The organism is Pseudomonas sp. A25(2017), assembly GCF_002001065.1.
Classification (GTDB): domain Bacteria; phylum Pseudomonadota; class Gammaproteobacteria; order Pseudomonadales; family Pseudomonadaceae; genus Aquipseudomonas; species Aquipseudomonas kilonensis.
On sequence record NZ_MUOA01000089.1, the window covers coordinates 134,818 to 160,315 of the forward strand.

Here is a 25,498-nt window from a genome sequence, read left to right on the forward strand (position 1 = left end):
CATTAGCGCCGTGTTGCCAGCAGGCCAATCAGAAAGCCAACGCCCGCGGCAATGCCCACGGATTGCCAAGGGTTGGCCTGTACATATTCCTCGGTGGCGACCACCGCAGCCTGGCCGCGTTCGCGCATGGAATCTTCCGTAAGCTTGAGCGTTTCGCGTGCGCGCAGGAGGGTTTCGTGAATCTGACTGCGCAGTGCATCGGCTTGATCGCCTGCCAGCGTCGCGGTGTGATCGAGCAACCGTTCCGTGTCGCTGACCAGCGTCTGGAAATCTTCCATCAGGGTTTCTTGAGCAGTCTTTGCCTGGGTTCTGGCCATCGGTGAATCTCCGTAAGTGACGTCTGAAACGTTCGAGTATGAGCCTTGCTGGAAGGTTCAGTACAAGTGACTGGTACAACTTTTGCTCAGGCTTTTGCCATGTACTGGTGCGTCAGCCTGCGCCAGTGCGCTGAAGCTGGGCGAAAGCCCGAAAAACCTTAACCCAAATAATCAAAACCCGCGAAGCACCTCCAGGCGGGATTTCGTTTTGACCGTTCTTGCGCACCAAAGCGGTTCAGCGGGCTGCGTCCGGCCAATGAGTCGTTTCAACTTGGTGCGCTCGCAAGGCAAGCGAACCGATTTGGTGCTTTTTTCAACTTTTTCAGGTCTGCCAATACCATGGAAAATATGCAAAGTGCCGTGGACAGTCTGGTCCACAGCTCCAATACGCTGTTCATCCTGCTCGGCGCAGTCATGGTTCTGGCCATGCATGCCGGCTTTGCGTTTCTTGAAGTGGGAACGGTCCGGCAAAAGAACCAGGTCAATGCGCTGTCGAAAATCCTCAGCGATTTCGCGGTTTCGACCCTGGCCTATTTCTTTGTCGGTTATTGGATTTCCTACGGCGTGACCTTCCTGCAACCGGCGGCGGTGCTCAGTGCCGATCATGGCTACAGCCTGGTGAAGTTTTTCTTCCTGCTGACCTTTGCCGCCGCGATCCCGGCCATCATTTCCGGCGGTATTGCCGAACGTGCGCGGTTCGCCCCGCAGTTGTGCGCCACGGTGTTGATCGTGGCGTTTGTCTATCCGTTTTTCGAAGGCGTGGTCTGGAACGGCAATTTTGGCCTGCAGGCGTGGCTGCAAGCCCGGTTCGGCGCCAGTTTCCATGACTTCGCCGGCTCCGTGGTGGTACATGCCATGGGCGGCTGGCTGGCGCTGGCTGCCGTGCTCTTGCTCGGCCCGCGTAACGGCCGCTACCGGGACGGTCGCCTGGTGGCGTTCGCGCCTTCGAGCATTCCATTCCTGGCCCTGGGTTCGTGGATCCTGATTGTCGGCTGGTTCGGTTTCAACGTGATGAGTGCCCAGACCTTGCCCGGGGTGAGCGGGCTGGTGGCGGTCAATTCGTTGATGGCCATGGTGGGCGGTACCGTGGCGGCATTGATTGTCGGACGCAATGACCCGGGCTTCCTGCACAACGGCCCGCTGGCCGGGTTGGTGGCGGTCTGTGCCGGTTCCGACCTGATGCACCCGGTCGGTGCGCTGGCCACCGGTGCCATTGCCGGAGCCTTGTTTGTCTGGTGCTTCACGGCGGCCCAGGGCAAGTGGAAGATCGACGATGTGCTCGGCGTCTGGCCGTTGCACGGGCTGTGCGGGGTCTGGGGCGGCATTGCCTGTGGCGTCTTTGGCCAGAGTGCCCTGGGCGGCCTGGGTGGGGTCAGCCTGATCAGCCAGTTGATTGGCACGGCGCTGGGTGTTGTCGTCGCCCTGGCCGGCGGGTTTGCGGTCTATGGCGTGATCAAGGCCGTGCTGGGGCTGCGCCTGACCCAGGAAGAAGAGTATTACGGCGCCGACCTGTCGATTCACAAGATCGGCGCGGTCAGCCAGGACTGAGCGTTGCACTAAGGCTCCTTGTCCTGGTTGCCAGGATAAAAGCCATGGAGCAGGCGATAGCGGTCATGACGGACCTGATCCACATGCTGCTGGACCTGCTGCTCGGGCAGGCCGAGCATGATCAGGGCGTGGGAAGCCAGCATCAGGCTTGACTCGAGCAGTTCCGGGACCACTTCGCTGGCCCCGGCTGCCTGCAATTCGGCCAGTTGGCTGTCGTCACGGGTGCGCACCAGGATCGGTACTTGATGGTTGACTTGGCGGGCCGCCTTGAGCACGGTGATGGCGATGTCGGTCTTGTCCACCGCGATCACCAGCAACCTGGCGCGGCTCAAGCCAACGGCCGCAAGCAGGTCACCTCGTCGTGAATCCCCATAGTGCACGCAGTTTTCCCCGACGGTGGCTTCCTGGATGATCACCGGGTCGTCATCCAGGGCGACGAACGCCTGGCCTTCGCGGCGCAGGAACCGCCCGATGGACTGGCCGACGCGCCCGTAGCCGCAAATGACCACATGGCCCGACAAGCCGGCATTGAGTGCGCTGATCTGGTCCAGTTGCGCCTCTTCGTTGGGTTTGCGATGCAGGTGCGCGGCGACGCGTGGCGCGGCGCGCAGCAACAACGGGGTCAGCAGCATCGAGCAGAATGTCGCGGCCAGCAGCAGGCCGCTGATGTCGGCGGGCATGAGGCGGTTCTGCTGCATCAGCGCCATCAGGGCAAAGCAGAATTCGCCGCCCTGGGCCAGCGCCAGGCCGCTGCGCCAGGCGGTTTCACCGTCGCTGCCGCGCCATTTCACCAGGATGGCGACCACGCAGCCCTTGATGAGCATCAAACCGAGGGTCAATCCCAGGATCAACAAGCCGTCATCGAGGAACAGCTGCAGGTCGATCAGCATGCCGATGCTGACAAAGAACAGCCCCAGCAGGATGTCGCGGAACGGGCGTATGTCGGCTTCGATCTGATGTCGGTAGTGGCTTTCCCCCAGCAGCATGCCCGCCAGGAACGCACCCAGGGCCGGTGACAAACCGAGCAGGTGGGTCAGCCATGCCGTCAGCAACACGATCACCAGGGCCAGCAGCACGAACAGTTCTGCGGATCGGGACGCCGCCACTTCATGGAACAGCCGGGGCAACAGCAGCCGACTGGCCAGTAGCAGGCCACCGAACAAAACCAAGGTCTTGCCCAGGGTCAAGGGCAGCGCCCAGTACCACGGGTGCTCGCTACTGCCAGCGAAGACCGGTACCAGGGTCAACAGCAGCACCGCGACCACGTCCTGGAACAACAACACGCCGATGGCGTTCTGGCCGTGGCTGCTGAAAATCTCGCCCAGGCTGGTCAACTCCTTGCTGACGATGGCAGTGGAGGACAAGGCCAGCCCGGCACCGAGCAACAACGCGGCGATCGCAGGCGCGCCGCCCAATGCCAGCAATCCCGCCAGGACCGCCCCCGAGCACAGCACCTGCAGGCTGCCGAGGCCGAATACGACCCGCCGCAGTTCGAGCATTTTCGACAGGGAAAACTCCAGCCCCAACGAGAACAGCAGGAACACCACCCCGAGCTCGGCCAGGTCTGGCAGTTCTTCGCTGTCGTTGACCCAGTCCAGCGCGGTAGGCCCGACCGCCAGCCCGACGCAGAGATAACCCAGCACGGGTGGCAGGCGCAGCCGTCTGAACAAGGCGATGACCACCAGGGACGAGGCAAGGATGATCAGCAGGTTGGCAAACAAGGGGAACTCCGTTTCAAGGCTACAACGCACAGCGTAGAGGGGAAAATGCGACAAGCGTCGCTGGAAAAGCATTGGCGCTCAGTGATTTGCATCAGCGTTTTACCGAAACACCTTGAAGCGAGCCAGCGACTCGACGGTTTCCTGGGTCGGGCCTAGAATGACCGTCTATCTTTTTTGGGTCTACCCGCCATGCTTCCTGAATGCCAGTTGTTCGGCACCCTGGGGTGTCATCTTTGCGAAGTAGCCGAAGCTGAACTGATGCCTTTCGTCGAACATGGATTGTTGGTGGAGTTGGTGGATATCGCCGAGAGCGAAGCTACAGCCGAAACTTATGGGCTACGTATCCCTGTCCTGCGCCGAATCGATACTGACGCAGAGCTTGACTGGCCTTTTGACGCCGAACAGGTTGTCGCGTTTCTGCGTTGATAGTCTCTCCATTCATCGTATCCGCGCGCAGCCATTGGCGAAAATTGCAGTCTTCGGTTACTGTATGCCCATACAGCTATCTGGAGTGCGTCCCCTTGGTCAATGTCGAACAACTGAAAAGCAGCGTGAACAGGATGTCCGCGGACGTTGTGCGCGAGGCAGTCCTGGAACTGCGCCTGGATGGCTTGGTTACCGAAGGCAAGACCCCCTTCAATAAACTGCATTTCAACACCTGTTTCGCCGAGATCGAAGCGTTGTTCCAGCGTGCCGGCTATCACAAACAGTTGGATGTGGTGGGTTACCAGGGCCTGTTGTACGCGCTGTACGATCCAGGTCGCTGGGAGGCGGTGGAAGTGCTGCGCTGGTTGAAAGAGTTCACCGAAGCGGCGGCAAAACCGACTTCAGTCACGGCGTAGGGCAATCATTGCTGGGCTGGCTGGTGCGACTGTCGGATAATGCCACCCTGCAAAAATGCCTAAGAGTTTTCAATGTCCGGTTCATCGTTTTCCGCCGCTCATCATCAGGCCAGTACGTTGTATCTGCCACCCGGTTCCTGGCAGACGGTGCTGGAGTGCCTGTGCGAGCATTTCAGCGCCATCAGTCGCGAGCAGTGGCTGGACCGGATCGCTCGGGGCCGGGTATTGGACGGGGAGGGCAAGGCCATCCAGGTCGACTTGCCATACCGCGAAGGCCTGCGCATCCACTATTTTCGTGAAGTGCCCGATGAGAAGCCGATCCCGGTGGTGGAGTCGATCCTGTACGCCGACGAACACCTGGTGGTGGCAGACAAGCCGCATTTTCTGCCTGTCACTCCGGCGGGCGAATATGTCGAGCAAACCTTGTTGCGGCGGCTGATCCGTCGGTTGGACAACCCTCATCTGGTGCCCTTGCACCGCATCGATCGGCATACGGCCGGGCTGGTGTTGTTTTCGGCCAACCCGAACACCCGCTCGGCGTATCAGTCGTTATTTCCGACGCGGCAGATCGAAAAACGCTACCAGGCCATTGCCCGGGCATTGCCTGGGTTGGCCTTTCCCATGGTGCACAAAAGCCGGATGATCGATGGTGAGCCATTCTTTCGGATGCAGGAAGGGCCGGGCGAGCCCAATACCGAAACGGCCATCGAAGTGCTGGAAAGGAACGGCGAATTGTGGCGCTATGGCTTGTATCCGGTTACGGGTAAGAAGCATCAGTTGCGGGTTCACATGAATGCCCTTGGGGCGGGGATCTGCAATGATCCGTTTTACCCTGATGTGCTTCGGGATGTTGAGGATGATTACTCGAATCCTTTGAAGCTGCTGGCTCAAGGGTTGCGTTTTGTTGATCCGGTTATTGGTCAGGAGCGGGTGTTCGAGAGTGGTATTTCGTTGCAGTGGTAGTTTTTTGTTCAGGGGCAATGGTGTGTTTATCCGTTTCTTCGGTAACGGCTACTTAGGGTTTCGCCCTTACGGCGACTCACTTTTTTTCAAACGCCAAAAAAAGTAAGCAAAAAAGGCTTGCCCCACCACTCGGCACCTCGCCTAGGCTCGGTGTGCCCTCACTCCGGCATTGCTCCGTGGGCCGCCGCGAAGGGCCATCCATGGCCCAGCGCGGCTACCTCGGCATCCATGCCGAGGTGCCCACTGCGCAATGCCTGCGTTCGGCCAGCGTGGTTTAACGGGGCGTCCAGATCAAGATCAAGATCCAAAGCAAGAGCAAGAGCGGGATACATGCCAGCATCTATGTGGCTGAGCCTCCGCTATCGCGAGCAAGCTCGCTCCCACAGGGGATCTTCAGCAGACACAAAATCCATGTACACCGTAAAACCTGTGGGAGCGAGCTTGCTCGCGATGACGTCAGCACATCCAACATCACTGCAAATTGAACCACCGCCTTCGCGAGCAAGCCCGCTCCCACAGGAGAAACGCGGTTCCACCAAGAACCAGGTCGGCTATAAGGCCGCCTCGCGGTGGACGTTGATCTCGGCGCCCCGTTAACCACGATGGCCGAACGCAGGCATTGTGGAGTGGGCATCCCGGCATGGATGCCGGGATAGCCGCGCTGGGCCATGGATGGCCCTTCGCGGCGGGCCCACGGAGCAATGCCGGAGTGAGGGCACACCGAGCCTAGGCGAGGTGCCAAGTGGTGGGGCAGAAGCGCTTTGGTTACTTTCGCGCTTTTCGAAAGTGACCCGCCGTCAGGGCGGAACCCTAAGCAGCCGTTACCGCAGAAACGAATATACACACCAACCTCGCCCTCCAATAAAGGCCTAAGCCAAGAGGGAATAAACCAACGCCGTAATCGCCACCAAACCCACCAACGTAACGAAGACATTCGAAGCCTGGCCACGATAACGGGCCATGGCCGGAACTTTGCGAATGGCATACATCGGCATCAGGAACAGGATGGCCGCGATAACCGGCCCCCCCAAGGTTTCAATCATGCCCAGGATGCTCGGGTTGAGGGTCGCGACGATCCAGCACACCACCAGCATGAACGCCGCGGTGAGGCGGTCCAGGGTCTTGGGCGCCGGGCGGCGGCCGCTCTTGACGATCAAGCCCTTGAGGCCTTCGCTGGCGCCGATGTAGTGCCCCAGGAACGACTTGGAGATGGCGACAAACGCAATCAACGGCGCGGCAAAGGCGATAGTCGGGTTGCTGAAGTGGTTAGCCAGGTACGACAGGATCGACAGGTTCTGCGCCTTGGCTTCGGCCAGTTGCGCCGGGGTCAGGGTCAGCACGCAGCTGAACACGAAGAACAGCACCATCACCACCATCAGCACATGGGCGCGCGACAGGATCTGCGAACTGCGCTCCTCGGCGTTGCCGCCGTAGCGACGTTTCTGGTCCACCGCAAAAGCCGAGATGATCGGCGAGTGGTTGAACGAGAACACCATCACCGGGATCGCCAGCCACAAAGTATGCAGCAGCGCCGAAGGTTCCGGCGGCGTGGACGCGGTGGTCAGGATGCCGCCGCTCCAGTGGGGAATCAGGAACACCGCCAGGAACAGCAGTGCAACGATGAACGGGTAGACCATCAGGCTCATAGCCTTGACGATCGCCTGCTCGCCGCAGCGGACCACCGCCAGCAGGCCGAGGATCAGCACCAATGACAACACAGCCCGAGGAGGCGGCTGGATATGCAACTGATGCTCCAGGAAACTGCCCACGGTGTTGGTCAACGCCACGCTGTAGATCAGCAGGATCGGGAAAATGGCAAAGAAGTACAACAGCGTGATCAGCGCACCGGCCTTGAGGCCGAAATGTTCCTCCACCACTTCGGTGATGTCCGCGCCGTCGCGACCGGACAACACAAAACGAGTCAGGCCCCGGTGGGCATAGAACGTCATGGGGAACGCCAGCACCGCCAGGATCAGCAACGGCCAGAAGCCGCCCAGGCCCGCATTGATGGGTAAAAACAGAGTACCTGCACCGATGGCGGTGCCAAACAGGCCCAGCATCCACGTGGTGTCCTGGCGACTCCACTGGCTGAGGGTGGCTGGGACTGTCGTTTCAAAGCGCTCTTCGACGCTATTGGCCTGATCATTCATCCGGGCGGATCTCCGTATTCCGGTCACATGCACCCGGCCGGGACGAGTCGGAAAAACCCGACAGGCAGCGCCCTGGCCGAAACAGGGGCGCGATTGTCCGGGATTAGTGAGCAGAAGCAAAGGCTTAGCTGAGGAGCGGTTATGCATATCAGATCGCTGCCATAGAATTATCCCTGCATTCCCTGTGGGAGCGAGCTTGCTCGCGATAGCGGTGGGTCAGCTTGCACCAGCACTGAATGTACCGCCGCCTTCGCGAGCAAGCTTTGCTCCCACAGGTCCTGAATCAAACAGATCTGATGGGTGTACGACCAGGAGAGCCAGGCCGGCTACTAGGCCGCCTCGGCGTGGACGTTGATCTCGGGCGCCCCGTTAACCACGCTGGCCGAACGCAGGCATTAGCGAGGCACCGAGTGGTGGGGCAGAAGCGTTTTGCTTACTTTTGACTGGGCCGGCTTCCGGGCTTCTCAAAAGTGAGTCGCCGTCAGGGCGAAACCCTAAGCAGCCGTGACCGCAGCAATGGATATGTACCCAGCCAGTCAACAAAATCCGAAATGCACATAAAAAGCCAAGCCCCCCTGCCCCCGGCTCCTACAATCAGGTTGAATACTTGAAATCGCCCCAGCGCCCACAGGAGCCCAGCATGACCGCAACCGTTCTGGTACTGGTTGAAACCGTCAATGAATGCCTGCCGATTCTCGAGAAGCAGGGTTACCACCTGGAATTGGCGCCCACGCCTGCCGAACGCAAGACGGCGATTTTCGAACACGGTGAACGCTTCAGCGCAGTGCTGACCCGCGGCCCCCTGGGCCTGACGGAGGAAGAGATCGCCGCCCTGCCCAACCTGAAAATCATCTGCGTGATCGGCGCCGGTTACGAACAAGTAGACCTGCAGGCCGCGCGCCATCGGGGCATCGTGGTCACCAACGGCGCCGGGGTCAACGCGTCGTCGGTGGCCGACCATGCCATGGCGCTGTTGCTGGCGTTGGTGCGCGACATACCCCACTCCGATGCCGCCCTGCGGCGGGGCGAATGGCCAAGGGTTGCGCGCCCTTCCCTGGCGGGTAAGCGGCTGGGCGTGTTGGGCCTCGGCGCGGTGGGCATGGCGATCGCCAAACGGGCCGCACTGGGCTTTGACATGAGTATCAGCTATCACAATCGCCGGGTGCGCAATGACGTGCCCTACAACTTCTGCGCCACTCCCACGGAACTGGCGCGGGTTTCGGACTTCCTGATCGTCGCCACGCCAGGCGGCCTGGATACCCGGCACTTGATCAACAAACAGACCCTCGATGCGCTCGGCCCAAAAGGGTTTCTGGTGAACGTCGCCAGGGCCAGCGTGGTTGCCACCGCCGATCTGATCAGCGCCCTGGAGCACCGGCGAATCGCCGGAGCGGCCCTGGATGTGTTCGATAACGAGCCCGAGGTGCCGCAGGCGCTGAAAAACCTGCCCAACGTCGTCCTCACCCCCCACGTGGCAGGCCTGTCACCGGAAGCGACCCGCGCAATGGTAGAGCTGGTGGGCCAGAACCTGACCGCGTTCTTTTCCGGCAAACCGGTGTTGACGCCAGTGCCGTGGTCCGACGAGGAGCGTTAGAGAACGCCCAATAACGTCCACAAGCGCCGGGATTCGGCATCGGCACTGATCAGTTCCCCCAGCAACTCGCTCAACGGCTTGTTGCCCCACTCCACGCCGCGTCGGATCAGGTAGGGCACCGGGCTGTGGGGTTCGGTGCGAGCCAGGTAACCGGCGATGACCAGTAATTGTCGGTAGGCCTCTTCACGATTGGCCGGCTCCTGGAAGACCTGGGCAGGTGCCGTCTGCGGCTGGGACGTCGACGTCGTGGTCGCCGGGGACGTTTGCACCGGCGCGACGGTGGGTTGCTGTGGGTGCATCGCGATGAACTCCTCTACCAGTGCCAACAAGGCCTGCATCACGTCCTGCAGGGATTTGTAGCCCGGGGCCAGGTTGCCCAGGTAAGCGTCGCTCCAGGCTTCGAGCCGTTGCAGGTGTTGCAGGCTCAACATCAGGCTGCCTTGGCGATGCAACCAGAACGACAAGGGTGTGTTGCGAATCAGTTCGCTGAGTTTCTTTTGATCGTTGCGCGCCGCTTCGGCCGAGGCCTTGGCGTTCTTGCTGTCGTTGACCAACACTTGCTGGCGCTGCAAGCGTTGCCAGTCGTCCAGGCAGAAAGCGGCGAAGGTCTGTTCCCGGCCGTCGAACAACGGCACCCGCGTCAGCAGCACTTCGCTGTAGCGACGGGCCAACCACTCCAGGGGGATCACCCGCCATGACTGGTCGCCTTCCTCGGCCTGGGGGTGCAACTGCTCCGGATAGCGCTCACACAGTCCAGCCACCAGCGCCAGGCTGCCCGGCAACCCTTCCAGCCCAGCCATATGCAGCCAGGCCTCCCCCAGCCAGGCACTGATCATCAGGTCCTTGCTGCGCTCCAGCAGCAACGTGGTCGCGAGCCGTTCCAGGTCTGGCCACAGGGCGCGCTTGATCGAAGACTGCCACACACCGGTGGGCAGGCTGGTGTCGTCCTCCCGGCGCAATTCGCGCAACTGGTCATATTCCGGTTCGTAGCGCAGGTCCGGGCCACAGGGCGATTCGGCACTGATCGGCTCGAGCAACTGGCTGACCAACTCAGGCAAAGGCGATATCGGCAAGCTCACAGGCCCTCCTCACGAGTGGCAATGGCGGGGCTCGATGCGGTCGCCATGAAAGGTGAACGGGGCGCCCGCGTCGGCAGCGGCGGGATCGACAAAGGCAGCTTGGAGCCCTGGCTCATCAACGACAGGCGCATGAACATCAACGTTTGCTGCGCCGTGCGGGCCTGGGTCTGGGCGGTCACCGGCAGTTGCAGGGCCAGGGGGAAATCGGTGTAGTCGACATTCGGCTGGCGCTGACTCGCCACCTGCGAGCGCATCAGGCGCAGCAACGACCAGGGTCCCTGGTATTCCCAACCGGCCTCCAGGTCGCGCACCACCAGGTTCGGTTGCAGCGGGTCGTTGGCCGGACGCTGGTAGCCGTTGCGGGCCCAGCGCAAGGTCAGGCGCACGGGCTGGCCGACCATCCAGCGCAGGTTCGGCTGGCCGCCGCCGGGGTAGCTGATCTGTTGGTTGCCGGCGTCCAGGCTCCAGGCGATCACCTGGTCGGCACCGCGCTCCTCATCGCGATCGGTGCGCCAGCGCACGTCCATTTCCACCCCAAGGATGCCACTCTTGTCGCGCAGGAACAGCGGCCCGAGCCAGGTACCGGCCTGTTTCAAACGGTTGAGGAAATCCTCGGCTGCCAGCCGCTCTGGCGTCTGGCTCAACGTCAGCCCGGCCTGGGCCAGGGGCAGGCGCGTGTCGATCAGTTCCAGCAAATGCTGGACCCGCGCCGGGTCGGCATCGCTGGCCCGCACGTCCTGGGAAAACGGAAAGCGCCCGGCCAGGTATTGATTGAAGTAGTTGGCCAAATCATTCCAGGCGGTCGCGGCCTGGTTCTGTTGCAGGTACAGGCACCGTTGCAGGGCGCCCTGCTGCAACGCGACCGTGCGCAGGGCCAGGTCGCCGCGCCCGCCGGGCAAGCTGGCGGTCTGCAAGATTTGCGCGCAGGAGGTGGTGTCCATGGCGATAAAGTCCCGGCTCACCAATTGTTCCAGTTGGGCCGCCGAGCTGGCCGGGTTCTGGTTCTTGTACTTGAGCAATTCATCGTTGAGGGCCATGAAGCGTGCCACCTGGTCGTGTTCCAGGGCCGACAGGTTGTCCTGCTGGACGATCAACCATTCCAGCGCGGGCATTCGCTGCTCGGCGATCTGCAGCATCGCGCCGAATTGCTGGGCCAGGTTCAGCTTCAGGTCTTGTGGATCGCTGGCACCGTAGAGCTGCAAGCCGAAGTTCTTCGAGCCGTCCCAGCGCTGGACATCGGCCCGCTGGCTGAACAGCGGCTGGGCATCGATTTCGTCCAGGCCACTCTTGAGCTGCGCCAATGCCCGGCGATTGAGCAGACGTTGGAAACGCATCGCCAGGTCGCCACGGTGCACGTCCATGAAGGCTTTCTGCAGCGCAACGGCCTGGGTCGTTTGCACATTGAAGCCCATGCCGGGCAGCGCCTCGTCGCTTTCATCCAGGCTCAACCACATGGCCCGGGCCGCGGCGCCTTCAGCGGCCTGCATCAGCGCATCACGGTAATCCGGCGGAATGCGCGGCATTTCTTCATTGGCATAGCTCTTGTAGCTGGTGAAGTAGTTCAGCGCGACGCTGAAATCATCGCTGCCATCGCCCTGGCCCATCGAATCGGAGGTGTTGCCCGACGGATCCTTCTGCATGGCCAGCGCCACGAAATCACGCTTGAACAGCGCCTGCACCGCACCGTCCAGCGCCGTGACATGGTCTTGCAAAACCAGCAGGCCACTGCCCTGTTGCACTAGCAGATTGTCCCCGGAGCCGGTCTGGACGATCCACTGGTCACGAAAGCTCTGCTGCAACTTCGCCGCCTGGCTCTCCAGGTCCTGCTCGATATCCGGCCCCAACAACGTGCTGTGGCTGACCTTGTCCAGCATCTGGCTGTAGCCGGGCACCAGGTCCTGGCCCTTGCCCCGGCCCCAGGCCGAGTTGGTCAGGCTGACCAGGGTCTGCAAATCGTCGATCAGCGCCATCAGGTCTTCGAGTTCGCTCAACGAATTGCCACTGCCGGCCTCCAGCCGTTGCAGGTGCAGCTTGAGGTAACCGGCCTGGCGCACAAAGTTGTCCGCCAGGAAGTAATGGTCCAGCCAGCGCTGCATCAGGCCGGTGAAGTTATCGGAGATCACCGGGCGCGCGGCGTTCAGGTCCAGCCCTTTCAAATCGCTGTTCTGGGCATCGAACAGCACCCGGTTGTAGAACCGTGGCCGGCTCAAGGTGCCAGTGTTGAGACCCAGGGACAAGGCGGTGTTGCTCAGTTGCACCAGTTCGTCCAGCGGTGCCTTGGGATCGTTCACCACCTGACTGAACATCTGGTTGTGCTGCTCAAGGCGTACCGCGAGCTCCACCAGTTCCTTGGCCTTAACGTAGCTCTGCCACTGCGCCGGGTCTTCGTTCTCCACATTGCCCCGCCGCTCAGTGTTGCGGATGGACTTGAGCTGTTCCAGGTCGGAATTGAGCAGGTCCCGCAAGGGCAATATCCAATGGTGCCGAGCCGTCAGGCGCAACCCATTCTCCAGTTGCGTGTCCACGGAAGAGAACCACGAAGTAGGAAACACCACTGAGACGAAGCGCCAGCTCGGGGCCTTTTCCAGCACGTTCCAGTAGTTCTGCACATTGTGCCGGGTCGGTTCCAGTTGCGGTTCGTCAGGGTCGACCACGAGGTGGTTCTTATGGGCGCTGAGGATCAACCGCGACAGCCCCTCGGCTTGCTCCACCGAATCGTGCCAGACCCAGACCATGCCTCCCAGCCAGACCAGGCCCACCACCAACGCCACCGCTCCGGCCAGCCGATGCCCGCGCTGGCGCAGGCGCAACAGCCGTGGCACAGGCTGGGCCAGGCCACGTTCGGCCATCAGCCGTCGCGACCACAATTGCCGGGCGAACACGGTTTGCCGCTGGGCACTATCGGAAGCGGTCAAACCGTCGCTGCTGACGGCCGGTGCCTGGCTGGCGGTGAAGTACACCCCGCGAAAACGCGGTGCTTCACCTTGGGCGTTGCCCTGGAACACCGGCTCCAGCAGGATCTGCAAGGCCCGCCGCAAACCTTCGAAACGTTCCGGCAACCCATAAAGATCGGTGCTCAATTGCCCCGACAGCGCACCGATCTCGATGATCGACTGCGACAGCGCCGCGTTGACCTGGTCCAGGGCCTGGTCACTCCACTGCGACTGCCAGGCCGCATCCGGCAAATAGGGCGAGGACCAACCCAGCATCGACTCACGCGCCTCGGCGGGCAGCGCACTGACCAGTTCCTGGACCCCGGGCAGTTCTTCCATCCCGGTGATCACCACGTACACCGGCAGGCTGAGGCCGAACCGTTGCAACAGGTCGATAAAGACACGCCGGACCTTGAGGCTCAGCTCGGTGGTGTGCTCGATGTCGTCAAGGGTGCTCAAAGGTACGGTCCAGATCACCGCATCCAATGGCCGCTTGCTGCGCAAGCGCAACATCAGCCCCAGCAGGCGCCACCAGTTGCCCCGTTGCCGGTTCATGCCGTCATCGGGCAGGAACAACGCCTGGGGCACCACCAGCACCGAGCCCTCGGCATCGGAAAACCAGCGCCCGAACCAGGCCGCCTTGTCGGTCGGTTGCAAGCGCCATTGGGCGCACAATTGGGCGCCGTCGGTTTCGTTGCCGAGCATCATCAGCCAAGGCATCTGATAGCGGTCCCGGGTGCCCTGCTCCTGCTCCATGCGGCGCACCGCCCCATAGAAACTGCGGATCGCCGCCCCGCCCTGGGTCCGCAGCCACCAGATCAGGGCCGCGATCAACAGCACCATGACGATGGCGAGCACCACCAGGGCAACGATGCTCAGGGTGCTCATGAGTCCTGCTCCTGAACCACCGACTCATTCAGTTGCAGCACCGGCTCGAGTTCCGAACGGATGTCACGCCAGAACACCTGCCCCAAGCCGGTCAGCAGCAACACCATCGCCAGGATCGCCAGCCCCAGGCGAAAGCCGTCCGGCAGCGATTGCTGCACTGGCATGCGCACTGGCGGCGTCGCCGAAGCCAGCGCCAGGCGCTGGCTGACGTCGACGTAATCAGGGTCGTGTTGCCAGGCGAAGGTGAACAGCGCCACGCGCCACTTTGCATGCTGGACCTGGCCCGGCTCGCCACGCAATCGCCCCTGGAACCCGAGGATCAGGCATTGCAGATAGACGTTCGCCAGGTCCCGGGTGCCGGGCATCTGCTCGTCCAGCAGTTTCTTGATCGCCGCCGGCAAGCGCTCGCCGGCCTGGCGGCTGGCATACATGCGTGACTCGAGGGGGTGCTGCTGCCACGCCAGTTGTCCGGGCCAGGGGCTGAACAGCAAGGTTTCGTCCACCAGCGCCACGAAGGCATAGACCAGCGACTTGACCTGCTCGGTGGCGGCATCGCCGACGGTGGCGAAGGCCACCCGCCACAGACGCTGGGCGCTGCGCCCGGAAAACTCCACCACCCGATTGACCAATACCGCAGGGTCGCTGTCCTTGGGCAAGTCTTGCCACTCCTGGGACCACTTCAGCCAGGCCTGGCGAAAAGCGCTGCTCAGCGGCGCCTCATGCAGACTCCGAACCGCCCCGCCACTTCCATCAGGCATACGACTCCCCTTTTGCGATCAGGCACTTTCACTGGCTTGCGCCACGAACAACACCACTTGCCACGGGCTGCTGGCCTGGGCCGATGCCGGTGCCACGATGTGCAGCGGCAATTGCGCGTCGAACCATTGCCCGCTGGCGACCACCACAAACAAACGGGTGTCCTCGCCCACGCTGTAGGCCACCTGTTCGTTGCGGCTCATGGCCTGGTGGGGCAGACCGCTCATGCGTTGTCGGCTGAGCAGCGGGATGTGCCGCGCCGACGCGATGATCGCCCCGCGCAACCACTCGCCCGCCGCCTGCTCGCTGGCGCCGTTGGGCATGCGCAGGCCGATCACCAGGCGTTGTTCCGGCTCGTCGTCAGGCAACTGGATCGAGAAGACCTGCTCATTGCGCTCGAAGGCCAGGCTGCGATAGCCGGCGCGAACCAATTCCAGGGTGGTTTCCAGCCAGTCGAGCAACGGCTCGTAGCCGCGCTGCAATTCGAGGAAATCCAGCGGTGCGAAGGCCGGGACGCCCGCCAGTGGATCGAGGGCCGACCAGCTCCCGGCCAGCCCCAGCAGCAAACCGTAGAGCGCCTGGGGCGTTGCCACCCGGGTATTCAGCGCGCCTTCGACTTCCGGCAAGCGCGCCCACAAGGCGGTCAATTGCCGACGGATCTCCATGGCATCGTCCTGGTTGCCGGCCGCCTGGGCCTGACGCAAGCGACCAGCGAGAAACATGCACTTTTCCCGGGCCCGGGCGCACACACCGGCGACCCGTCGACCGAGGGTCGACTCCGGCAACAGGATCGGCGTCGGCGGGGTGTAGGGCACGCGCCAGAAGCCACCGCCCTCCTTGCGGATGCGCAACAGCGGCAGGCAGATCGAATCGGCCTTGCTCAGTTGCGTGCACAGCCTCGGGTTGGGTCGCCAGACGGTGATCGACTCGGGAAATGCACCGCTGGTGAGGTCCGGCAACGCCTCGCCGACCACCGATTGCAGGCGCCCCTTGAGCGGCACCAATTGCCCGGCGCGCCACAGCGGGCTGACGGCCAGGTACACAGTCACGGTGGCGTCGTCGGTCTTGTCGATCGCCTCACCGATGTCCAGCTCCAAGGTCGGCCCGACGCCGGCCTGCAGGTTGACCGGCAAGCCGTCCGGCAAGGTGCCTTGCAGTTGCAGCAGCCGCACCAGGCCGGCGCTGAGGGCTGAAGGATCGACTTCCAGCTGGCTGACACCCCAGAACCAAGGGTTGCAGGCCCCGGCAAAATACGCAGCCAGGGCCTCGGCACGCAGCCCTTGCAATTGAAAATGCTGGGGCAGCAATTGCATGCCCTCATGCCAGCACACCGCGTCAGGTAACAGACTCATACGACTCCCTTCGACATCCCAATGTCGCCGCGCATGGCGGCCCGCGGTCACTCAAGGCTGGCTGTCATCGAGCCCCATCATTCACGAGGGTCATCTCGCGACTGTCGAACTTCAGCCAGGCCTGGCGCTGATCGTCCAGCCGAAGCCGGTGGGCTCCGGGAGTGTTATAGCTGGCGAAGACCAAAAGTCCAGCGGCGCGCCGGCCCTCCAACGGGAAGGGTTGGCGGTCGATGAATTGCCCCGGAACCAGCTCCAGCCCCCACACCGACATGAGTTGACGATAGTCGCGCTGGAACTGTTCGCGCTCGGCGAACCACTGGCTGGCGGTGATGCCCGACAGCTGCTTGAGCAGGTCCGGGTCGTTCACCGCGATGAAATCCACCGCGATCGGCGTGTCGTCATTGGCCCGCGGCGCGACGTCCAGGGTCAGGCTGTCCAGGTCGACACTGGGCGCAAAAAGCGAGCAACCGGTGAGCGCCAGGCTCAAAAAAAATCCGAAAAAAAACCCACGCAAAATGAATCTTCCTTTTCTCAGCGGTCCAAAATTGTTTTTGCTTGCTTTTTTATAGACCTGTTCTAGCGTCTTGGGTAGTTCGACCCACACGGTCGAATGCGCCAGGTTCGTCAAGGGAATGACAGGTTTTCTGCCGTCCATTTGCAACCTGTGGATCAGCAAGGGATTGCGATGAGCGGGACTCCCGATGCATTGCGCCCGCACATGCATCGGAGTCGGCCGCCATGGCAGAAAGTACCCAGCACAAGCTCGACAGAGTCCGTCCTCCCCGCGTCCAGATCACCTATGACGTGGAAATCGGCAACGCCATCGAGAAAAAAGAATTGCCACTGGTTGTCGGCATTCTGGCCGACCTCTCGGGCAAGCCACTGGACCCGCTGCCCAAGCTCAATGAGCGGCGCTTTACTGAAATCGATCGGGATAATTTCAACGAGGTGCTCGCCTCCATCTCCCCCCGCGCCACGCTCCAGGTGAACAACACCCTCAGCGGCGACGACAGCAAGCTCAACATCGAACTCAACTTCCGTCATATCGACGACTTCGACCCGGTCAAGGTCGTGGAGCAGGTCACGCCGCTGCGCCGGTTGTTCGAAGCGCGCCAACGCCTGCGGGACCTGTTGACCAAACTCGATGGCAACGACGACCTGGACAAGCTGCTGCGCGACGTGATCGCCAACACAGAAGGCCTGCAGGAGATCAAGTCGGCCCGGCCCCAGGACGTACCGCCAGAGCTGCCGACCGTGGCCGCCAACGATGACCCTGCCCCGGCCGAACCACAGGCCTGATCGCGCGCATCATTCAAGGGAGATAACGCCATGCCTGCTTCATCCAGCGCTCAAACCAGCGAGAGCACGACCCAGACCCTGTCCCTGCTGGACAAGATCATCGCCGAAGGCCGCATGGCCCACGACGACAGCCAGCAAGACTACGCCCGCGACATGCTGGCCGAATTCGCCACCCAGGTCCTCGACGAAGGCATGGCCATCGACAAGGACACCGTGGCGATGATCAACGACCGCATCAGCCAGATCGACCAACTGATCAGCGCCCAGCTCAACGAAGTGCTGCACCACCCTGACCTGCAGAGACTCGAAGCCTCCTGGCGCGGCCTGCACCTGCTGGTGCAGAACACCGAGACCAGCACCCGGCTCAAATTGCGCCTGCTCAACGTCACCCAGAAAGAACTGCAGAACGACCTGGAAAAAGCCGTCGAATTCGACCAGAGCGCGCTGTTCAAGAAAATCTACGAGGAAGAATACGGCACCTTCGGCGGGCACCCGTTCAGCCTGCTGGTGGGTGACTACACCTTTGGCCGGCATCCGCAGGACATCGGCCTGCTGGAAAAACTCTCGAACGTCGCCGCCGCCGCGCACGCCCCGTTCATTGCCGCCGCCAGCCCGCGGTTGTTCGACATGACCAGCTTCACCGAACTGGCGATCCCCAGGGACCTGTCGAAGATTTTCGAGAGCCAGGAGCTGATCAAGTGGCGCGCCTTCCGTGAAAGCGAAGACTCGCGCTACGTGTCCCTGGTGCTGCCGCACTTCCTGCTGCGCCTGCCGTACGGCCCGGACACGCTGCCGGTGGAAGGCATCAACTACGTCGAAGACGTCAACGGCACCGACCACAGCAAATACCTGTGGGGCAACGCCGCCTGGACCCTGGCGCAACGCATCACCGAAGCCTTCGCCAAATATGGCTGGTGCGCAGCCATTCGCGGAGCCGAGGGTGGTGGCGCGGTCGAAGGCCTGCCGGCCCATACGTTCCGCACCAGTTCCGGAGACCTGTCGCTCAAATGCCCGACCGAAGTGGCGATTACCGACCGCCGCGAAAAAGAACTCAACGACCTGGGCTTCATCTCCCTGTGCCACAAGAAAAACAGCGACGTGGCGGTGTTCTTCGGCGGCCAGACCACCAACAAGGCCAAGCTCTACAACACCAACGAGGCCAACGCCAACGCGCGGATCTCGGCGATGTTGCCGTATGTACTCGCGGCCTCGCGTTTCGCCCATTACCTGAAGGTGATCATGCGTGACAAGGTCGGCAGTTTCATGACCCGCGACAACGTGCAGACCTACCTCAACAACTGGATCGCCGACTACGTGCTGATCAACGACAACGCGCCGCAAGAGATCAAGGCGCAGTACCCGCTGCGCGAAGCGCGAGTGGACGTGACGGAAGTGGCCGGCAAGCCAGGCGCCTACAAGGCCACGGTGTTCCTGCGGCCGCACTTCCAGCTGGAGGAACTGACCGCCTCGATCCGCCTGGTGGCGACCCTGCCGCCGCCGGTAGCTGCCTGACGGTTGAAACCTGTGGCGAGGAGCTTGTTGTGGCGAGGGGATTTATCCCCGCTGGGCTGCGCAGCAGCCCTCTAAGCGCTCCACTCAATCTGCCTGACACACCGGGTGATCAGATTTAGGGCCGCTTCGCGCCCCAGCGGGGATAAATCCCCTCGCCACAGGTTCGGCGTTCGTCTTTAACGGATCGGTACTGGGCACCGCCCATTTCGTCTTCTTCAGGAGTTCCACACAATGGATGCAATCATTCTCGACCTCGGCGGCGACATCAAGGGCGACAGCCTGCTGGAGGGTTTCACGGACAAGATCGAGGTCATGTCCTACAGCCATAACGTGGCAATGCAGGTCACCAACGACGTCAGCAACTCGGAGCGTACTTCCGGCCGGCCGCACATCGGCGAATTCACCCTGACCAAATTCGTCGACAGCTCCACCCCCTCGCTCAACGAATATTGCTGCGCCGGCAAGCCGATCCCGCAAGCCGTCATCACCATTGGCCGCAACGCCGCCGAGGGCAGCGGCAAACTCATGCCGTTCATCATCTACACCCTGACCAACGTCGTGCTGTCCAACGTCAGTGTCAGCGGCGGCACCGGCGGCAAACCGGTGGAAACCCTGTCGCTGAACTTCACCAAGATCAAATGGGAGCTCACTGCGCAGAAAGACGACGGCACCAAGGAAGGCACGGCGGGCACGACCTGGGACCTGGCCGCCAACAAAATGACCAAGTAAGGAAACCGCGCCCATGGCTGGCTTCGGGCTGCGCCCGCCCCTGTTCGAACGCCTGGCCAGCCCGGCGAACGATACCGGGCGGGTGTTCGACCGACAGGCGTTGCAGGACTCGGTACATGCCGAACTGTCGCGCCTGTTCAATACCCGACGCGGCCCACGGGCGCTGACCGAACCGCCAAGCATCCTGGACTACGGCATCGCCGACTGGACCGCGCTGCAACAGCAGCGCAGCGATGACCGGCGCCAACTGACCCGGGAAATCCGCCAGGCCATCACCCACTTCGAACCTCGCCTGCGCCTGGGCGAGGTCGAGGTCTGCCCGGTGCCGGGCCATCCGCAGCAACTGTGCATACGGCTGCTGGGCGAGCTGCGCGGCGACCTGCATGCCTGGCCCGTGGCCTTTGTCATCGAGCACGCCGGCGACGGCCTTGAGGTACGACATGAGCGACTCGATTGACCCGCAACTGTTGGACTATTACCAACGCGAACTGACCTGGTTGCGGCATGCCGGGAGCCTGTTCGCCGAGCGCTACCCCAAGGTCGCCCGGCGCCTGGAGTTGTCCCCCGGCGAATGCCCCGATCCGCATGTCGAGCGCCTGCTGGAAGGTTTCGCACTGTTGGCCGCCCGCTTGCAACGCCGGCTGGACGACGACTACGCCGAGTTCAGCGATGCCCTGCTCGAACAGCTTTACCCGTTGGCCATGCGGCCCTTGCCGTCGTGCTCCATCGTGCAGTTCGAGCCCGACCCCAGCAAAGGCAACTTGAACGAGGGCTACCCGCTGCCCCGCGACACACCGTTGTTCGTCACCACGGACAAAGGCCAGAGCATTCATTTTCGCACCACCGCCGCTGTGCATTTGTGGCCGGTGGAAATCAGCGAGGCATTGCTGCTGGGCAGCGACGAAACCCAGGCGCTGACCGGAGTGGTTCGGGCCCGCTCGGCCTTGCGCCTGGAGTTGCGATGCCTGGGCGAAAGCCAGTGGTCGACGCTGGGAATCGACTCGCTGCGGGTACACCTGGCGGCGTCACCGATCATCAACGCCGGGCTGTACGATTTGCTGGGCGCGCACGCCATCGAGGTCCTGGCCGGTGCGCCGGGCAGCGCGCCGGAGTCGCTGAAGGGCTTGCCACAGATCGTCGGCTTCGCCAGTGACCAGGTCTTGCTGCCGGATGAAGACGGCGTGCACCCCGGCATGCGCCTGCTGGCCGAGTACTTTGCCTTCCCGGATAAATTCGGCTTCTTCGACCTGCCACTGGCCGGTGCCACCAGCGACGGCCCGTCGTTGTACCTGTACATCGTTTTCGACCGCCCTCCCACCAGCCGCCTGCCGCTCCAGGCCAGCGACATCGCCCTGGGCTGCACGCCGGCGATCAACCTGTTTCCCAGGACTTCCGAGCCGCTGCGCCCGGATGGCACCCGCAGCGAGTACCGGTTGGTGGCCGACAGTCATCGGGAAAACAGCGTCGAGATCCACAGCATCCGTGGCATGCGCGCCATGTCCAGCCAGGGCGTGCGCAAAGTGCCGGCCTATTACGGCAGCCAGCATGGCAACGACCAAACCTGTTATTGGCATGCCCGACGGGTCAGTGGCATGAGCCCGAACCGATTGGGCACCGACTTGATGGTCAGCCTGGTGGACACCCAGTTCGACCCGCTGGCCGAAACCCGCGACTACAGCCTCACCGCCGAACTGCTGTGCACCAACCGCCACCTGGCCCAAAGCCTGCCGGCCGGCACCCCACTGGGTTTCGAGCGCCCAGGGCCGGTGGCCTGGGCGCGCCTGCGCAACCCACCCAGCCCGCAAAGCCTGCCGCGCCTGGACGGCGAATCGCGCTGGCGGCTGGTGTCGCAATTGACCCTCAACCATTTGTCGCTGGTCGAAGGCCCCCAGGCATTGGACGCATTGCGCGAGATTCTCCAATTGCACAACCTGCGGGACGAGGCCAGCGCCCATCGCCAGATCGAAGGGGTATCGGGACTGGGCTGCGACCGGGTCATCGCCCATGTCGGCGAAGACGCCTGGCGCGGCTGGCGCAACGGCCTGGAGGTGCGCCTGCAACTGGATCCGCAACACTTCGTCGGTAGCAGCGCCGTGCTGTTCTCCGGGGTGCTGGCGCAATTCTTTTCCCTCTATGCCACCGCCAATCGCTTCGTGCGCACCGTGCTGGTCCAGTCCGACAAGGAGGTGAAGACATGGCAACCCCAAGCCGGCAAACCCCTGGTGCTCTGAACCTGAGCCAGCGCCTGCGACGCGACCCGCAACGCTTCGAATGGCTCCAGGCCTTGCTGTTGCTCGAACGTGAACATCCCCAGGCCGAGCCCCTGGGCAGCGGCACCGCGCCGCACGCCGAAGCCTTGCGCCTGCGCGGGCCCTTGACGCCGCTGTTCGCCGCCAGCGAAGTGGAAAGCCTGGGCCAGGAACCCGGCCTGCCGCCAACCCTGACCACGCCGATCTTCGGCCTCGGCGGCCCCGACGGCCCGTTGCCCTACGCCTACCAGGAATGGCTGCAACAACGGGCACGGGCGAAGGATCATGCCCCGGCGGAATTCCTCGACCTGTTCCAGCATCGCCTGCTCAGCCTGCTTTACAAGGTGATGCGCAAACATCGCATCGCCTTGGGTTTCACTGCCCCGGGATCGTCCGCCGTACACGCGCAACTGCGGGCGTTGACCGGCCTGCTGCCCAAGGCCTTGCAGGAGCGCCAGGCCGCACCCGACTCGGCAGTACTGGCCTGCACCGCGCTGTACGCCGATGGCCGGCGCTCCCTGGACGGGTTCGCGGCGATTGTCCGTGAACAGTTCGGGCTGCCCGTGGAGCTGACGGCTTACGAAGGTGGCTGGCGTGAAATCCCGCCGGCCAGCCGCAGCCGCTTGCAACCAGGCGGGCGCAACCTGTGCCTGGGCCGCAACGCGGTGGCCGGCACCCACGTCTGGGACGAACATGCCGGCGTGCGCCTGACCCTCGGCCCGCTGACCACGGGCCAGGCCAGCGGACTGCTGCCCAACGGCGAAGCCCATCCGCTGCTCGCCAGCCTCTACGCCCTGTACTTCGGCCCCGACCTGGATTGCACCCTGGTGTTGCTGATCCGCGGCGCCGGCCCGCTGCAACTGGACCGCCAGGCAGCGCCACGGCTGAACTGGAACGGCGGCCTGCAACGCCAGCCAACCCTCGCCGTGCAACGGATCGAAACCCGCCTTCGTCAGCCGGAGATTGCCTGAAATGGAACTGGCCAGCCTGATCGGACGCCTCAACCCGGACAACCGCCGCGCCCTGGAACGGGCCGCGCAACGTTGCATGCAGCGCAGCCACCACTACGTGGAAATCGAACACCTGCTGTTGGAATTGCTCGACATCGAGGGCGGTGATTTTGCCTGCCTGCTGCCACGTTTCGGTCTGGAGCGTGACGCGGTGGCGGCGCAAACCAACAAGGCCCTGGACCTGTTCAAATCCGGCAGCACCCGCACGCCCGCCTTGTCGGCACAAACCATCGGCCTGTTGGAAGACGCCGTGGTCCAGGCCAGCGTGCTGGGCCTGGACAGCATCCGCTCCGGGCTGTTGCTGCTGGCACTGCTGGACCGTGATGAGCGCCGCAGCCTGCTGCTCAACAGCGCCTCGTCGTTGCTGCGCATTCCCCGCGACGCCCTGCGCGCCCACCTATTGGAATGGACCGAAAGCTCCCGTGAGCATGTCGGTGGCGTGCGCCCGGCCAAACCCGGCGAGCCTCCCCAGAAACAGGACCCGGTCCTGGACCAGTACACCCAGGACCTGACCGCCGACGCCCGGGCCGGGCGCATCGACCCCATCGTCGGCCGCGACGGCGAGATCCGCCAGTGCATCGACATCCTGCTCCGGCGCCGGCAGAACAACCCGATCCTGGTCGGCGCACCGGGCGTCGGCAAGACTGCGGTGGTGGAAGGCCTGGCCCTGCGTATCGCCGCCGGGGATGTGCCGCCGTCGTTGCAGGAAGTCACCCTGCGTGTCCTCGACCTGGGCCTGTTGCAGGCCGGTGCCGGCGTCAAAGGTGAATTCGAACAGCGCCTCAAAGGCGTGATCGACGCGGTACGCCGTGCCGAAAAGCCGATCATCCTGTTCATCGACGAAGCCCATACGCTGATCGGCGCCGGCGGCGCAGAGGGCGGCAGCGACGCGGCCAACCTGCTCAAGCCGGCCCTGGCCCGGGGCGAACTGCGCACCCTGGCCGCCACCACCTGGCTGGAATACAAAAAATATTTCGAGAAAGACCCGGCCCTGGCCCGCCGCTTCCAACTGGTGCAGGTCGAAGAACCGGACGAACTGACCGCCGTGGAAATGCTCCGCGGCGTGGCAAGCAAACTGGAACAGCACCACGGCGTGCAGGTGCTGGACGCGGCCATCCACGAGGCGGTGAAGCTGTCCCACCGCTACATCTCCGGGCGACAGTTGCCGGACAAAGCCATCAGCGTGCTCGACACCGCCTGCGCCCGGGTCGCCCTCGGCCAGCACGACGTGCCGCCACCGCTGGAAAGCCTGCGCCATCGGCAGAACAGCCTCAAGGACGAGGTCGAACGCCTGCGCCGGGAACAGGCGACCGGGCTCGATCACCGTGAACGCATCACCCTGCTCGAAGGCGAATCGACCAGCAACGTGCAAGCCATCCGCGAACTGGAAACCCGCTGGGGCGAAGAGCGCGAAGCCGTGCGCGAACTGCTCGATACCCGGCGCGAACTGCTTGCCCTGAGCGAACGCGCCGACAGTGAAAAAGCCGACACCGAGATCGATAACCGCATCGACCACCTGGCCGCCGAACTGCTGCGCCTGGAGGCGGGCCTGGATGCCATTCGCCAGGACGATCCGCTGGTGCCCGAACAGGTGGACAGCAAGACCGTCGCCGCCGTGATTGCCGGCTGGACCGGCATCCCGGTGGGCAAGATGCTCGCCGACGAAGCCCACGCCGTGCGCACCCTAGGCCAGCGCATGGGCCAGCGGGTCATGGGCCAGAGCACCGCGTTGAACACCATCGCCCAACGCCTGCAAGCCTACCGCGCCGGCCTCACCGACCCACAGAAACCGGTCGGGGTGTTCCTGCTGGTGGGCCCCACCGGCGTGGGCAAGACCGAAACCGCCTATGCCCTGGCCGACGCCTTGTACGGCGGTGAGCGCAACCTGATCAGCATCAACCTCTCGGAGTACCAGGAAGCCCACACCGTCAGCCAACTCAAAGGCGCCCCGCCCGGCTACGTCGGCTACGGCAGCGGCGGCGTGCTCACCGAAGCGGTGCGGCGCAAACCCTATTCCGTGGTGCTGCTGGATGAAATCGAAAAGGCCCACCCGGATGTGCTCGAAGCCTTCTACAACGTCTTCGACAAAGGCCTGATGGAAGACGGCACCGGTCTGGTGGTGGACTTCAAGAACACCGTGATGCTCGCCACCAGCAACGTCGGCGCCGAGCTATTGCTGGATACGCCTAGCGCGCAACTGGGCAGCGACGCCTTCAACGAAGCCTTGCACAAAGTGCTGCTGCAAGCATTCCGGCCGGCATTTTTGGCGCGTATGACGGTGGTGGCTTATCGGCCGCTGGATGAAGCGACGCTGGAAGGGATTGTGTTGGCGAAGTTGGAGAAATTGCGCGGGCGCTACAAGGCCGCGACCGGCAAGCAGTTCGAGTTCGATGCGGGGATCGTCAAGGCTGTGTTGGCCAAGTGCAGCGCGGCGGGGGCACGGGATGTCGAGAATGTGTTGATGACGCAGGTGACGGGGAAGTTGGCGGAGTGGGTGTTGGAATAACCTCCGTCGTTGTTCATAGCCTGTTAAGACTTTCTGAGTTGGACCGGAGC

At 63.1% G+C, this 25,498-nt stretch carries 20 protein-coding genes; 12 read left to right on the forward strand and 8 right to left on the reverse strand.

What is annotated here, in order from left to right; all coding sequences use genetic code 11:
- Nucleotides 1-2: 2 nt before the first annotated feature.
- Nucleotides 3-317: a YqjD family protein gene (locus B0E42_RS23070; RefSeq protein ID WP_003199441.1), complete on the reverse strand. Its 315-nt coding sequence runs from the start codon at nt 315-317 to the stop codon at nt 3-5.
- A 339-nt stretch (nt 318-656) separates the two neighbouring features.
- Between B0E42_RS23070 and B0E42_RS23075 the strand changes: the two genes are divergently transcribed.
- On the forward strand, nt 657-1,865 hold the full coding sequence (locus B0E42_RS23075; protein WP_018603159.1) for an ammonium transporter: 1,209 nt from the start codon (nt 657-659) through the stop codon (nt 1,863-1,865).
- Nucleotides 1,866-1,873: 8 nt separating this feature from the next.
- Here B0E42_RS23075 and B0E42_RS23080 read toward each other — a convergent pair whose 3' ends face one another.
- Nucleotides 1,874-3,586: a monovalent cation:proton antiporter-2 (CPA2) family protein gene (locus tag B0E42_RS23080; protein WP_018603160.1), complete on the reverse strand. Its 1,713-nt coding sequence runs from the start codon at nt 3,584-3,586 to the stop codon at nt 1,874-1,876.
- 189 nt (nt 3,587-3,775) lie between these two features.
- On the opposite strand from B0E42_RS23080, the gene B0E42_RS23085 reads away from it, so the two are divergent.
- The 3 genes from B0E42_RS23085 (at nt 3,776) to B0E42_RS23095 (ending at nt 5,391) form a co-directional block, all read left to right on the forward strand.
- On the forward strand, nt 3,776-4,012 hold the full coding sequence (locus B0E42_RS23085) for a glutaredoxin family protein (protein ID WP_018603163.1): 237 nt from the start codon (nt 3,776-3,778) through the stop codon (nt 4,010-4,012).
- Nucleotides 4,013-4,107: 95 nt separating this feature from the next.
- Nucleotides 4,108-4,428: a hypothetical protein gene (locus B0E42_RS23090; RefSeq protein WP_014337296.1), complete on the forward strand. Its 321-nt coding sequence runs from the start codon at nt 4,108-4,110 to the stop codon at nt 4,426-4,428.
- A gap of 72 nt (nt 4,429-4,500) precedes the next feature.
- Entirely contained in the window at nt 4,501-5,391 is an 891-nt protein-coding gene (locus tag B0E42_RS23095) for a pseudouridine synthase (RefSeq protein WP_077507633.1), read from the forward strand.
- Nucleotides 5,392-6,260: 869 nt separating this feature from the next.
- On the opposite strand, the gene B0E42_RS23110 is transcribed toward B0E42_RS23095, so the two are convergent.
- Nucleotides 6,261-7,541: a serine/threonine transporter gene (locus B0E42_RS23110; protein WP_018605749.1), complete on the reverse strand. Its 1,281-nt coding sequence runs from the start codon at nt 7,539-7,541 to the stop codon at nt 6,261-6,263.
- Nucleotides 7,542-8,181: 640 nt separating this feature from the next.
- Between B0E42_RS23110 and B0E42_RS23115 the strand changes: the two genes are divergently transcribed.
- Entirely contained in the window at nt 8,182-9,135 is a 954-nt protein-coding gene (locus B0E42_RS23115; RefSeq protein ID WP_077507639.1) for a 2-hydroxyacid dehydrogenase, read from the forward strand.
- On the opposite strand, the gene tssA is transcribed toward B0E42_RS23115, so the two are convergent.
- The 5 genes from tssA to B0E42_RS23140 all read right to left on the reverse strand — a co-directional run bounded on the left by tssA (nt 9,132) and on the right by B0E42_RS23140 (nt 16,657).
- Nucleotides 9,132-10,214: a type VI secretion system protein TssA gene (gene tssA, locus B0E42_RS23120; RefSeq protein ID WP_077507642.1), complete on the reverse strand. Its 1,083-nt coding sequence runs from the start codon at nt 10,212-10,214 to the stop codon at nt 9,132-9,134. The two genes, B0E42_RS23115 and tssA, sit on opposite strands and share 4 nt — an antisense overlap.
- On the reverse strand, nt 10,211-14,035 hold the full coding sequence (locus tag B0E42_RS23125) for a type VI secretion protein IcmF/TssM N-terminal domain-containing protein (RefSeq protein ID WP_077507646.1): 3,825 nt from the start codon (nt 14,033-14,035) through the stop codon (nt 10,211-10,213). Before B0E42_RS23125 ends, tssA begins: the two co-directional genes overlap by 4 nt.
- Nucleotides 14,032-14,793 carry a DotU family type IV/VI secretion system protein gene (locus tag B0E42_RS23130; RefSeq protein ID WP_024617961.1) on the reverse strand — a complete coding sequence of 254 codons (762 nt, stop codon included), beginning with the start codon at nt 14,791-14,793 and terminating at the stop codon, nt 14,032-14,034. The genes B0E42_RS23125 and B0E42_RS23130 overlap by 4 nt, the downstream gene beginning before the upstream one ends.
- Before the next feature lie 18 nt (nt 14,794-14,811).
- Nucleotides 14,812-16,143, reverse strand: a complete 1,332-nt coding sequence (gene tssK / locus B0E42_RS23135; RefSeq protein WP_077507652.1) for a type VI secretion system baseplate subunit TssK — start codon at nt 16,141-16,143, stop codon at nt 14,812-14,814.
- Between the two features lie 64 nt (nt 16,144-16,207).
- Nucleotides 16,208-16,657 (reverse strand): hypothetical protein, encoded by a 450-nt coding sequence (locus B0E42_RS23140; protein WP_018605733.1) that lies wholly within the window; start codon nt 16,655-16,657, stop codon nt 16,208-16,210.
- A gap of 224 nt (nt 16,658-16,881) precedes the next feature.
- Here B0E42_RS23140 and tssB point away from each other — a divergent pair, with 224 nt between their 5' ends.
- The 7 genes from tssB to tssH all read left to right on the forward strand — a co-directional run bounded on the left by tssB (nt 16,882) and on the right by tssH (nt 25,448).
- Nucleotides 16,882-17,442 (forward strand): type VI secretion system contractile sheath small subunit, encoded by a 561-nt coding sequence (gene tssB / locus B0E42_RS23145; RefSeq protein WP_018605731.1) that lies wholly within the window; start codon nt 16,882-16,884, stop codon nt 17,440-17,442.
- Nucleotides 17,443-17,472: 30 nt separating this feature from the next.
- Complete coding sequence (gene tssC, locus B0E42_RS23150; RefSeq protein ID WP_018605729.1) at nt 17,473-18,954, forward strand: type VI secretion system contractile sheath large subunit; 1,482 nt, start codon at nt 17,473-17,475, stop codon at nt 18,952-18,954.
- Nucleotides 18,955-19,185: 231 nt separating this feature from the next.
- Nucleotides 19,186-19,683 (forward strand): Hcp family type VI secretion system effector, encoded by a 498-nt coding sequence (locus B0E42_RS23155; RefSeq protein WP_024617958.1) that lies wholly within the window; start codon nt 19,186-19,188, stop codon nt 19,681-19,683.
- 13 nt (nt 19,684-19,696) lie between these two features.
- Complete coding sequence (gene tssE, locus B0E42_RS23160) at nt 19,697-20,140, forward strand: type VI secretion system baseplate subunit TssE (protein WP_053180243.1); 444 nt, start codon at nt 19,697-19,699, stop codon at nt 20,138-20,140.
- Complete coding sequence (gene tssF / locus B0E42_RS23165; protein ID WP_077507654.1) at nt 20,124-21,914, forward strand: type VI secretion system baseplate subunit TssF; 1,791 nt, start codon at nt 20,124-20,126, stop codon at nt 21,912-21,914. Before tssE ends, tssF begins: the two co-directional genes overlap by 17 nt.
- Nucleotides 21,878-22,903 carry a type VI secretion system baseplate subunit TssG gene (gene tssG, locus B0E42_RS23170; protein WP_024617955.1) on the forward strand — a complete coding sequence of 342 codons (1,026 nt, stop codon included), beginning with the start codon at nt 21,878-21,880 and terminating at the stop codon, nt 22,901-22,903. Before tssF ends, tssG begins: the two co-directional genes overlap by 37 nt.
- Before the next feature lies 1 nt (nt 22,904).
- The gene (gene tssH / locus B0E42_RS23175) at nt 22,905-25,448 is read left to right on the forward strand and encodes a type VI secretion system ATPase TssH (protein WP_077507657.1); all 2,544 of its coding nucleotides are present in this window, start codon (nt 22,905-22,907) and stop codon (nt 25,446-25,448) included.
- Nucleotides 25,449-25,498: the final 50 nt, after the last annotated feature.